Source organism: Halocatena salina, assembly GCF_023115355.1.
Taxonomy (GTDB): Archaea; Halobacteriota; Halobacteria; order Halobacteriales; family Haloarculaceae; genus Halocatena; species Halocatena salina.
Map to the genome: position 1 here is coordinate 183,976 of NZ_CP096021.1, position 12,250 is coordinate 196,225.

8 protein-coding genes are annotated in these 12,250 nt (G+C 57.9%); 1 reads left to right on the top strand and 7 read right to left on the bottom strand.

Annotated elements, in window-relative coordinates; genetic code table 11:
- Positions 1-94 precede the first annotated feature (94 nt).
- From ilvA to MW046_RS16095, 4 genes are all read right to left on the bottom strand, one after another.
- Positions 95-1,336, bottom strand: a complete 1,242-nt coding sequence (gene ilvA, locus MW046_RS16080) for a threonine ammonia-lyase (RefSeq protein ID WP_247995553.1) — start codon at positions 1,334-1,336, stop codon at positions 95-97.
- Between the two features lie 78 nt (positions 1,337-1,414).
- Positions 1,415-3,967, bottom strand: coding sequence for a GcvT family protein (locus MW046_RS16085; protein WP_247995554.1), 2,553 nt, complete (start codon positions 3,965-3,967; stop codon positions 1,415-1,417).
- A gap of 182 nt (positions 3,968-4,149) precedes the next feature.
- On the bottom strand, positions 4,150-5,043 hold the full coding sequence (locus MW046_RS16090; protein ID WP_247995555.1) for a tetrahydrofolate dehydrogenase/cyclohydrolase catalytic domain-containing protein: 894 nt from the start codon (positions 5,041-5,043) through the stop codon (positions 4,150-4,152).
- Between the two features lie 299 nt (positions 5,044-5,342).
- Entirely contained in the window at positions 5,343-7,916 is a 2,574-nt protein-coding gene (locus MW046_RS16095) for a GcvT family protein (RefSeq protein WP_247995556.1), read from the bottom strand.
- A gap of 464 nt (positions 7,917-8,380) precedes the next feature.
- On the opposite strand from MW046_RS16095, the gene MW046_RS16100 reads away from it, so the two are divergent.
- Complete coding sequence (locus MW046_RS16100) at positions 8,381-8,824, top strand: GlcG/HbpS family heme-binding protein (RefSeq protein ID WP_247995557.1); 444 nt, start codon at positions 8,381-8,383, stop codon at positions 8,822-8,824.
- Positions 8,825-9,119: 295 nt separating this feature from the next.
- Here the strand turns inward: MW046_RS16100 and MW046_RS16105 are convergent, their stop codons facing one another.
- From MW046_RS16105 to MW046_RS16115, 3 genes are all read right to left on the bottom strand, one after another.
- Positions 9,120-9,857, bottom strand: coding sequence for a creatininase family protein (locus MW046_RS16105; protein ID WP_247995558.1), 738 nt, complete (start codon positions 9,855-9,857; stop codon positions 9,120-9,122).
- Positions 9,858-10,031: 174 nt separating this feature from the next.
- On the bottom strand, positions 10,032-10,604 hold the full coding sequence (locus MW046_RS16110; protein ID WP_247995559.1) for an anthranilate synthase component II: 573 nt from the start codon (positions 10,602-10,604) through the stop codon (positions 10,032-10,034).
- Positions 10,601-12,106 carry an anthranilate synthase component I family protein gene (locus MW046_RS16115; protein WP_247995560.1) on the bottom strand — a complete coding sequence of 502 codons (1,506 nt, stop codon included), beginning with the start codon at positions 12,104-12,106 and terminating at the stop codon, positions 10,601-10,603. The genes MW046_RS16110 and MW046_RS16115 overlap by 4 nt, the downstream gene beginning before the upstream one ends.
- Positions 12,107-12,250: the final 144 nt, after the last annotated feature.

The window sequence follows — 12,250 nt, forward strand, 5'->3', positions numbered from 1 at the left end:
ATAAAGATTCGGTAGGATCGCATTTCATTTTAAAAATTTGTCATGATGAGTTGACGGACTTCTAGGCTGTGCGCGCTCGGTGACGGGACTTCCCTCACTGACGGTTCATCTCTTCGACGGCGTACCCATCTGCCTCGATGGACTCAACGATAGAGCGTGCGTGTTCGGCACCGCTGGTTTCGACTTCAAACATGAGATACGCTTCGCCGATGGTCAAGTCCTCGACGGACCGGTCGTGACGAACGGTGCGGATGTTCGCTCCGTGTTCAGCGATGGTACCGGATATCTCCGACATCTTTCCGTCCGTGTCGTTGATTCGCACGCGCAGTTGTAGCAACTGTTCGCGTTCGGTGAGCGCGTGAATCAGCACCGTCTGAAGCATCGTCATGTCCAGATTCCCGCCACTGAGGAGTGGCATGACCGTCTCACCCTCGACATCGAGAGAATCACTCAAGATTGCCGCGACGGAGGCCGCTGCGGCCCCCTCGACGACTTGTTTCGCGCGCTCCAGCAATAGGAGTATCGCCCGCGAGATCTCCGAGTCCGTCACGGTCACAACCTCGTCGACGTGTTCTTTGATGAGGTCGAGCGTCAGTTCGGAGATACCACCAGTGGCGATGCCGTCGGCTATCGTATCAACCTCGCTGAGTGTCATGGGAACACCCTTGTCGAGGCTCTCATGGACGGTTTCGGCACCGACCGCCTGGACGCCGACGACGCGGGTGTCAGGCGATAGTTCCTTGAGCGCTGTCGAGATGCCGCTGATAAGTCCCCCGCCGCCGATTGGGACGACGACGGTGTCGAGGTTCGAGCAATCCTCGTACATCTCGACGCCGAGGGTACCCTGTCCGGCGACGATATCCCTGTCGTCGTACGCGTGGACAAATTCCATGTCGTCTTGCTGGGCAGCCTTGTCCTGGGCGTACTCCATCGCATCCTGGAAATCCTGGCCAACGAGTTCGACCGTCGCACCATAGCCACGGGTCGCGTCGACCTTCGCCTGTGGCGCGGTCTTCGGCATCACGATAACCGAGTCTGCACCGCATTTTGTGGCTGCAAGGGCCACACCCTGGGCGTGATTGCCTGCACTGGCCGCCACAAACTCGTCGATACCAGCCTCAACATCTTGACTGATCTTGTTGTAGGCCCCTCTGGTCTTGAACGATCCCGTCCACTGGAGATGTTCCATCTTCAGGTAGACGTCTGCGCTGACGAACTCACCAAGTGACGTGCTTCGTTCGATCGGGGTTCGTTTGACAACCAGTTCGTCGTCTAATCGTTCGTTTGCTCGTTCAATCTCCTCGTAGGTAATCGGTATCTCTCGGGATTTGCTCATACTATGATCGTCCTGAATCGGAATCGTTGATTGGTCGGTTCGGCTATGGAGCGGTCGCCCGCAAACTGACTGCCGTTATCATCTAATGATCTTGTTACGTTCGGGGTCGAACAGCGGCTCGTCGCGAACTGTCGCGTCGTATCGTTCCCCTTCGCACGTGACTGTCACTGACGTGCCAGCCTTGGCGTACGTTGACGGCAGATACGTGTAGACGATGGATTCGTCGATGCTGTAGCCGTAGCCACCAGCCTGTACGTGGCCGATCGTGTCGCCGTCCTTCTTGACTGGGCGGCCACTCAGCATGATGTCCGTCGAGTCATCGAGAGTTAGACAGGCAATCTGTTTGTCAAGTCCGTCTTCTTTCGATTCGACTAGTGCCTCCTTTCCGATGAAGTCAGTTTCAAGATCGACTGCAAAGGGAAGTCCGGCTACGAGTGGGTTCACGTCGGTGCCGATGTCGGTACCCCACAGTCGGAAACCCTTCTCGAGACGCATCGACTCGAGGGCACCACCACCCATCGGTCTGATGTCGAGGTCCTGTCCGGCTTCCCACAGAGTGGTCCACAGTTTCTGCCCGTACTCGGACGGTGCCCAGAGTTCCCAGCCTAGCTCGCCGACGTACGAGACGCGGAGCGCGATGACAGGGACATCACCGACGTACATCTGCTTACTACTGAAGTACGGAAAGCCCTCGTTGGAAACATCGGCGTCGGTGACCCGCTGCAGTAGGAGCCGGGAGTCAGGGCCCCAAAGACCCAGTGTACACTTCGAAGATTCCTCGACTGTGACCGAAACTGTGTCCGGTGCGTGCTCTTCTATCCAGGAACCGTGAATGCCCGGTGAGTTGCCGCCACCGGTTGTTACCATGTATTCGTTTTCGCCAAGGCGAACAACAGTGAGATCAGCAATGATAGTCCCGCCCTTGTTTAACATCGTCGTATACCGAACCTGCCCCGGTTCGATATCCATGTCGTTGCTGCAGATGTGCTGTAGGAACTCGCCGGCGTTCTCCCCTTCGACCATGATTGAACTGAACGTCGTCATATCGAACATGGAGACGTTCTCACGGGTATGCAGGTGCTCGACAGCTTCGATGGGGGACCGATTAACGCCCTGCCAGCCGACTTGTTCGGGTATCTGGTCCTCGTACTTCGAGACGAGCTCCTCGTTGTATTCGTACCACTGTGGGGTCTCCCACCCGCCACTCTGGTAGCACTCCGCGCCGAGATCCAGTTGTTGCTGATAGAACGGACTGACCCGAAGGCCACGGTGCTCCTCCGGTTGCCACCTCGGTTCGACGATGCTGTAGACCTGCTCGTACCGCTTGGCACCCCGGTCCGTGAAGTAGTCCTTCCCCCCGGCATGTGGCTCGAACCGTCGGACGTGGATGCCACTCGTATCGACCGGTCCCGATGGGAGACGCGGGACGCCGGTTTCCATCCACTCCGCAAGAATCCTCCCGTAGCCACTCGAGTGGGTCCACCAGATAGCCAATCCGGTCCAGAGTCCCTCAACAGAGGCCGTTTCACCGATGACCGGCATCCCGTCAGGCGTGTAGACGAAGATACCGTTCTCGGTGACGCGGAACTCTTTGTCCACCGTAGCAGGGAGGAGTTCGCTGAACGCCTGTTCGGGCGATTTATCTCGATTAGGATGGGTCGCCTTCGTCCAGTGTTCCTCCGTGAAACTGTGGACCGACGCTTGGCTCTCGTCGGAGTTCTTGCCCATCTCGTCGGGATCGACGACCAGCGACTCGTGGTTGTACGACCCGAGCCCGTAACCGTCACCGTGGGTTCGGAAGTACAGTGAGTTGTCCTGGTCGCGACCGACCGGCCGGTCCGGTGGCTGAGACATCGATTCGGTAATCGCCTTGTCACTAGGGATATCTAGGCCAGCAGTTGCGTCACCGCGTGGCGTGCGATCCCTAGGGAGTTCCTCGAGCGCTTCAGTGACCACGTACTGGTGTTCGACGGGCGTTATCGGGAGGTCGAGACCAGCCATCTGCCCGGTCTGGTACGCCCAGTTGTTTGTCGCGAGGACACACCGTTCGCACTCGATCCGTCCCTTGTCGGTGACGACGCTCTGCACTTCGCCGCCTGAGATCTCGATGTCGGTTACCTCGGTATTGCCGAAGAAATCCGCATCGGAGGCCTGCATATACCAGGTGAGTGCCTCCGTGCTGTCTACTCGTCCGTCGGTCGGCGAGTAGTAGCCACCCAGGATTTCGTCTTCATTGATAAGCGGAAGATGCTCCGTGACTTCCTCGGGTTCGAGGAGTTGTGGCTTGGGTAGTCCATACGACTCAGCCCATTCAACACGTCGTCTGAGGAAGTCCATTCGCTCCTCGGACCGCGCGAGTTCGATACCACCGACCTCCGTGTAGGCGCCAGCGTCCTTCAGGAGACGGCTCGTGTAATGAGCGGTTTTCGTCTGTATCTTCGACGGCGATGTTTGGAACATGATGCCCGGTGCGTGGGTGGACGACCCACCGGTGATGGGAAGCGGTCCCTGATCGACGACGGCGATGTCTTCCGCACCGAGTTCGGTTAGATGGTAGGCGACGCTACAACCGACCGCACCAGCACCGATGATAACTGTCTCGGCCTGAGTGAGGGAATCTTCTGTGCTCATATATCTCACACTCCACTCCCACTGTCGCTTTCATAAGTGCAACGGTAACTTAAATACACCCCGGGTAAATCGGGGAGTTTCATCCAGATATGACGCAAACACATCCGAAAAACACGGAACCACAGAATGTCGATTTCGTTACTAAATATTTCCTGTCGAGATTCGGACTCCCTTACAGGATGTCAGGGCAGATCGACGGCCACGTCCTCTTGGAGGGCGGCCGCCTTGATCGTGTTGTGAAGTAGCATAGAGATTGTGAGCGGGCCGACACCACCCGGAACCGGTGTAATCGCCGCTGCTTTCTTCTTGGCACTCTCGAACTCAACGTCACCGACAAGTTCGTATCCTTTCTCAGTGTCCGTGTCGACGCGATTGACGCCGACGTCAATGACGACTGCCTCCTCAGAAAGCATCGACTCGTCGATCAGTTCCGGGACGCCAGCAGCCGCGATGACGATGTCCGCCTGACGAGTTTTGGCCGCGAGATCTTCCGTCCGAGAGTGACAGACAGTCACCGTTGCGTTGCCGTTCTCGGCCTTCTGGACCAGGAGATTCATCATCGGTTTGCCGACGATGTTGGATCGGCCGACGATAACCACGTTCTTGCCCTCAGTGTCTACGTCTGCCGCTTCGAGGAGTTTTTGCACGCCGTGTGGCGTACATGGTTTGAATCGTGGATTTCCAGTAGTGAGTCGGCCGACGTTCTCGGGATGGAACCCGTCAACGTCGTGCAGCGGGTCGACCTGCTCCAGGACGGCACTCTCGTCGACGTGGTCCGGAACCGGCATCTGGACGAGAATCCCGTGGACTGTCGGATCGGCGTTCAGTTCCTCAATGCGCTGCAAGAGCCGTTTCTCGGGCGCGTCGGCGGGAATTTCGATGTGAAACCCTTCGATACCGATATCGTCACAGGCCTGCTGTTTCATCGAGACATAGGTCTCGCTTGCGCCGTCGTCGCTCATCAGGACCGTCGCCAATCCCGGCGTGACATCGTTTTGCTCTAGCGTTTCGATACACGAGTGTAGTTCTGCTTTGATTCTGTCTGCAACCTTGTTCCCGTCGATATGGTTTGTCATAGTCGAATGGAGCCACTGCGAGCTGAATTCGCCAGGCACTCGAAGAGGACGTATGGCTTACTCTTGGTATACCTGTCGAGACGGCTTGCTCACAGCGTCCTCGTATACCGCCACATCTGGCAGGCTCATTAATTTAGGTACTGGCGGAGAGAATTACTTCGTGTGGTTAGAAGCGATCCTTCCTCCGATTCTGATAGAAGCCGAGAAAAGCACGTTTCAAAGTCGAACTATCTGCAGACCCAGGCTAGTGAGGCGGGTCAACAGCGGGAAAAGACGGGAGTACAAGCCGTACGAATGTCTCAGTTGAGCAGCGGTTCCTCGCGAACCGTTGCGTCATAGCAGTCACCCTCATAGAGGATCTCGAGGTCCGTTCCAGGCTCTGCGTACTCCGGTGGGAGATACGTGTAGATGACGCAGGCCTCGACTGTATAGCCGTATTCGGCGCTGTGGATGTAGCTAATCGTTTCATCACCATCGAGCACTGGACGGTGGGGGAGAACAGTAGCGTCCTCGTCGTCGAGGGTCAGACAGGCGACCTTGTGGTCGATGTTATCGTCCTCGGCTGCGGCCACAACCGCGTCCTTCCCGATGAAGTCGGTCTCAAGATCGACTGCCCAGCTGAGGTTCGTCTCATAGGGGTTGTGTTCGGTGTGCAGGTCCTCACCCCACAGTCGGAAGCCCTTCTCGATGCGCAGCGCATTTAGTGCGCCGTTGCCGTACGGTCGAATGTCGAACTCTTCGCCGGCATCCATGAGGTGTTCCCAGAGTCGTTCGCCGTACTCGGAGGGTGTGTACAGCTCCCAGCCGAGTTCGCCAGCATAGGACACCCGAAGCGCGGTGACAGGCACGTTCTTAATGAAGAACTGCTGGCTCGTGAAAAACGGGAAGGAGTCATCGGAGAGGTCCACGTCGGTCACCTTCGACAGCACGTCGCGGGCGTGTGGACCGGTACAGACCATCGCTGCTAGACTGGAGGTGATGTCATTGACGATAACGTCGTCCGGAGACTGTTCGCGGACCCAGGCGACGTGGTTGTTTCCGACCTCACGACCGGTTGTCAAGAGTAGATAGCGATCATCGTCAACGCGGGTCACGGTGATATCCGCACGGACGCCGCCAGCCTCGTTACATATGAGCGTGTACCGGACATCTCCAACGTCGAGGTCCATGTCGTTCGTACAGAGCCGTTGGATGAACCCTCCGGCGTTCGCCCCGACGACCTCCATTTTGTTGAAGGAAGTCATGTCGTGGAGGCCGACCTTGTTGCGGACGTGGAGCGCCTCGGCGCCTTCGATGGGAGACCAATACTTGCTCTCCCACCCGTCCCGGTCCGGGATCTGGTCGCCATACTCGGCGAGCAGGTCGGCGTTGGATTCGAACCAATGGGGTTCTTCCCAGCCGGCCTCGGCCCACAGTTCGGCGTCGAGTTCTTTGTGCGAGTGGTACATCGGGGTCCGGCGGATGTCACGCTGGTGGTCCGTCCACACCCACTTCGGGTGCATGATGTTGTAGACGATGCGGTACTCCTCGCCGCCGGTATCTCGGGCGAAGTCCCAGCTACCTTCGTGTTCGTCGAACCGGTTGACGTTGCAGTTCCGAAGGTCGATCGGTCCGTCGGATAGGCGCGGGACACCGTTTTCCATCCACTCGGCGAGCGCTTTCCCGGCACCGCCCGCGTGGGTGACCCAGATGGCGGCAGCGGTCCAGAGGCCGTCGTACTGCTGAACGGGACCCATCACCGGCAGACCGTTGGGTGACTCCGAAAACATCCCGTTATACTTATGTTCGAGTTCCTTCTCCGCCGTGGCAGGCAGCAACTCGTCGCTCGCCTGTCGTGGTGCCTTGTCCGGACGGTCTGGGTGGGTGGCATTGTTCATGTGGTACTCGGTAAACTCGTGGACCGAGCCCTGTTCGCTATCCTCTTCGTTGCCGCCAAGTTCCTGTGGATCCGGCACGATCGGCTCATGGTTGTACGAGCCGATACCATAGGAGTCACCGTGTGTCCGGAAGTACATCGCGTTGTCCTGATCGCGGAGGATTGGCCGATCTGGCCCCGCAAGCAAGCGGTCTGTCTTGTCACCGGAGACGCTCTTGTAGTTCTCGTACAGCGGGTGGTCGTTGACTTCGATTCGGTTGTCGGCGAGTTCCTCGAGCGGCTCGGTCATCGTATACTGATGCTCGACAGGGGTCACCGGTAGATGGACGTCGAGTTTCTCACCGAGTTGGCGCGCCCAGATGTTCGTTGCGATGACGACGTCGTTGCATTCGACGGTCCCGTTCTCGGTGACGACCGCTTGTACCTGCCCGCCCTCAATATCGACATCGTGCGTCCGAGTGTGCGGAATGAACTTCACACCACGGTCCATTGCCTCACGAGCGAGCGCGGCACAGGCGACGACACCCGATACCTGTCCGTCGGTCGGCGAGTAGTACCCACCCTGGATTACGTCAGTATCGACATGTGGCAGTTTCTCTCCGACTTTTTCGGGCGAGAGGATCTCTGGATCCGGAATGCCCCAAGACTTAGCCCACTCGACGCGGCGTTGGAGATACTCCATACGTTCGTCGCTCCGTGCAACCTCGATGCCACCGACCTCGTTGTAGGCTTGGGTGCCGTCCGAATCTTCGAGAGCTGAATACAGTTGACGGCTGTAGCTGGCGAACTTCGAGAGGATCTTCGACTCCGAGGTCTGGAACATGATACCTGGCGCGTGGCTGGAGGACCCACCAGTGGTTGGAAGCGGTCCCTGGTCGATGACAACCACGTCGTCTCGCCCGAGTTCGGTGAGCTGGTACGCTACATTGCATCCAACGATACCAGCACCAACGATAACGGTATCTGCCTGGGCTGGCAGGCTATCGTCTGCGTTCATAATTGTACACTACCGGTTGTCATACGAGCACAAATATAACTATCGCTCACCCTGATTCCGACATAACTTGACGGATCCACGACGGATAGAGTTTTTACAGCGGACGTGCTTCACACCGATATCATTGTTAAATAGTCAAATATCAGTTATATCCCCTCCTACGTTCGCTTCAGGCGACGCTCCATCAGGATCGTTCCGAACTGCCTCTTCATCGCCAGAGAATCCCTACTCCCTGAAACACAAAGTAGCAATTCTAAATAATGTAGTGTCGATGTCCGGCACGGGTTGAGGCCATCGATATTACACGACGCTCAGCCACATCTGAACTGAGCACAAATTTTCAGATTCCCATATAGAGACGCTTTACGGCTGGTTTTTCGCACCATGAAAAACGTCAGCGACGGTTATCCATTCATCGATAACGATAACCTATTTGAGGAGGACCTTACTTCTCCCACCTGGAGATGGTAGATTCCATTCCACTGCAGACGGCGAAAGAGCTGATAGAAGCGGCAGAGCAGAAAGCCGACGAGATCGACAATCCGATGGTGATTACGGTGGCGAACAGTGAGGGGAACCTCATCGCACAACACCGCATGGACGGTGGCTGGCTCGCCTCCGTGAGCATCTCGAAGAACAAGGCGTACACATCGGCAGCCCTCGAAATGGCGACCCACGAACTAGCAGAGCCCTCCGAACCAGGGAACTCCCTGTATGGCCTACAGACGACTGATGACAATCAGATCGTCATCTTCGGTGGCGGCTACCCGCTCGAAGAGGACGGTGAAGTTGTCGGTGCGGTCGGTGTCTCCGGCGGTGCCGTCGAGCAGGACCGTGAGGTCGCCGAAGCCGCTGTCGAGCAGTGGCACGAACTTGTCGAGGCTGACGCGATCGCTGTGGACGACTAATCGGTAACTGCTGGTGGCGAAGACGTGGTGTCTCCTAGACGGTGAATGACGAAGCTCCAACTCGGATTTCCTCAACCCTTTCGGTATACTCGACCGTTTTCTTTCAGAGCTCACTCCGGTGTCAGTTCCAATGGCGAATTCGACCGGCCAGCGACTCGGTGCTCGGTCGAAGAATACCAGCGATGACAGAATCGACCGCACAGACGAAACGGTCCGATCACACAGTGATTGGTCACCAGAGTTCACGAACAGTCATCGACGCCGAGATTACTGTTCGTCGTGAACTGCTGGAGGTCTACCACTGTGAGAGCGCCTCCATATTACGCTCCGAGACAGTCTCCAACAGGCTCACCAGCGCGTCGCTCGCAGCGTCGAGGAGTTCCTCACCGAGGGCAGCGCTCGCCTCCCGTGGATCGCCGACGACGCCATTCTCGGTGAATTCGGCCGACTCGAACGCTAGGTTGACTCCGTGCTCCCAATCTCCCCACTGGTCGCCCCCTTTGGCCGCTGCGTCGTCGAGGCGATGCTCGTGGACGGTTCCCGGGGTCGCGTGCTGGAGCAACGAGGTTTCTAGCGGCCCACCGTGACCCATGCGAGACGAATGCTCACCGACTGCCTCGAACCACGTGAAGGGAACGGCGTACGCGTCGTCGTTTCGAGTAATCGTCGCTGCGACCTCCCGGAGGGAAGCGATGTTACCACCGTGACCGTTCACCAGAACGATACGATCGAAGCCGTGGAACGCAAGACTCCCAACGATATCACGGACGTACGCCCTGAAGGTCGATTCGGAAGTCCAAAGCGTCCCCGAAAACTGCCGGTGTTCTTCAGCAACACCTACGGGCACCGCGGGGGACACGATGATAGGGCCGTCGAATCGTTCCGCGGCCGACTCTGCGACCGTCTCCGCATTGAGGGTATCCGTCCCTAGCGGAGCGTGTGGGCCATGCTGCTCCGTACTGCCGACCGGTACCATCGCGAGGGCAGTCTCTACGTCGTCTACATCAGTCCAGGATACGCTCTCGAGGTGCATACACCCGCCTCTGTTCGGGGATATGCATAAATCGCTTTCTTCCTGCAGACGTACAATGCTCGGCATGTGAGTGATACAGTGTGGCAATCGAAACCATTACACACGTCCGACTGGTGTCGTCTCGTTGATATCTTTCCAGTTCCGACGTCACGGGGATCGTCCAGTGATATCCACTCACGCGGAGACAATAGTGGTACAAAAATTCTCGACGATTCGCTCTCCAGCGTCCGTGAGAATACTTTCGGGGTGGAACTGTACGCCAAAGTGCGGGCGGTTAGTGTGTTCGACGCTCATCACGATGCTCCGGTCGTCGTCGGTGTAAGCTGTTTCGACCAGTACGTCCGGAAGGTCAGTGCGGTCGACCGCCAGCGAGTGGTACCGTCCCACCTTGAACGGGTCGGCGACGCCGTTGTAGAGGTCGGTGCCTTCGTGGGTCACGGCTGACGGTTTGCCGTGCACCACTTCGGGAGCGTAGCCAACCGAAGCGCCATGTGCAGCACAGAGTGCCTGATGCCCAAGGCATACACCGAGCGCCGGGTACGTCGGCTCGGCGAACACGTCTACTGAGACACCAGCGTCTCGTGGACTCCCAGGACCGGGAGAGACGATGATTCCATCGGGGTCGAGGGTACGGATTCCCTCAACGTCGATCTCGTCGTTTCGCCGAACCTCGACAGTGTCGAACTGGCCAACGTACTGGACCAGGTTGTACGCGAACGAATCGTAGTTGTCAATAATGAGAATCATTCGACATCCTCCACTGCGTCGGTCGCCGTCTCGACTGCGATCGACGCTCGTTCACCGAGCGCTTTATCGACAGCGGTCACCAGGGCCCGCGCCTTATCGAGCGTTTCATCGTATTCCCGTTCAGGAACCGAATCGTGAACGACACCACCGCCGACGCGGAGGCGATACTCGTCCTCGTGGTGAACGAGTGTCCGGATAGTCATGTTTAGCGTCGCTCGGCCGTTGAACCCGAAGATCCCGATGCTGCCGGTGTACGGCCCACGATATCCTGTTTCGGCTTCGTCGATTATCTTCATCGTCCGAGGTTTCGGCGCGCCAGTGATAGTGCCGCCAGGAAACACCGCTGCGACGGCATCGGCCAGACTCGCGTCCGCCAGTTTGCGCCCTTCGACACGTGAAACGAGATGCATGACCTCGGAATACCGGTCGACGCGACGATACTCGGTCACGTCGACTGATCCGTAGGTGCTTACTTTCCCGAGGTCGTTTCGTTCCAGATCCACGAGCATCGCGTGCTCTGCTCGCTCTTTCTCGTCGTTTAGGAGATCGGCTTCGAGCTCCCGGTCCTCCTTGGGCGTGCATCCTCGTGGGCGAGTGCCTGCAATCGGTTCCGTGATGAGGTGATCGCCGTCGACCTCGAGCAGGAGTTCGGGGCTGGCACTGACGAGGTCAACTCCCGGAAACTCGAGTAATCCGGAGTAGGGTGCCGGGTTCACATTCCTGACCGCCTCGAAAACGTGGATGGGGTGCACTGCTGCTGGAGCGACGAGTCGGTGCGAGATGTTTGCCTGGAACGTGTCTCCATCGCGAATGTACTCCTGTACGTTCTGCACCCGATCGGCGTACTCGCGCAGACCGATCTCGCTTTCGAAGGTGGCGTGGTCAGCATTTGCTGGCCGGTCACTCACTTCCTTACTTCCGTGGAGTGTGGCCCGTGCCAGCGAGCATGCGCTCTCGCGCCCCTCGAGGTACGCCGTCGTCGGGTCATCGACGATGGGACAGGCCACCACACGAAGGATGACCTCGTCATCTCTCGGTTCTTTCCAGGCCGCGACACGATCGAAAACGCCCAATTGCAGGCGCGGTAGGCGTTCGTCCGCGGTCGGCTCCGGTAGGTCTTCCAGTTCTCGAGCGACGTCGTATGAGAGCCAGCCGAAGGCGCCGCACGGATACGACACGTCACACTCGCCGCGGACCGACTGTTCGCGGCCGAGAACTGTCTCAATGGCGTCTAGCGTTGGGGAAGCATCAGTCCGTGACACCGCGTCTGCAGATACCTGGATGCGTTCGACGGGATCGACGCCGAAGTACCCCCATCCGGACTGACCACCTGTCGTCTCCAGATAGAACCCATCAGTCGCACAGTCACGACAGCGACGATAGGCGGTAAACGGATCGGTGACAGTGACACGTACCTCGACAGGTATCCGAGCACCAACTGGTGCCTCCGTAGCAGTTTCGACAAACGATTCCTCCGTGGTAACGATCTCTATGTCGCTCATTTTACGTACGTACCTCCATGGAGTCGGCAGTGCTCGATTCCAGTTGCGTCTTCTGACAGGGAGAGCGAGGGTAAAAACTTGTGTGTGGCTCACTCGAAGGGGATACCATTGGAGGAGTACATTGTGGATCGCGGCGAAGGCTGT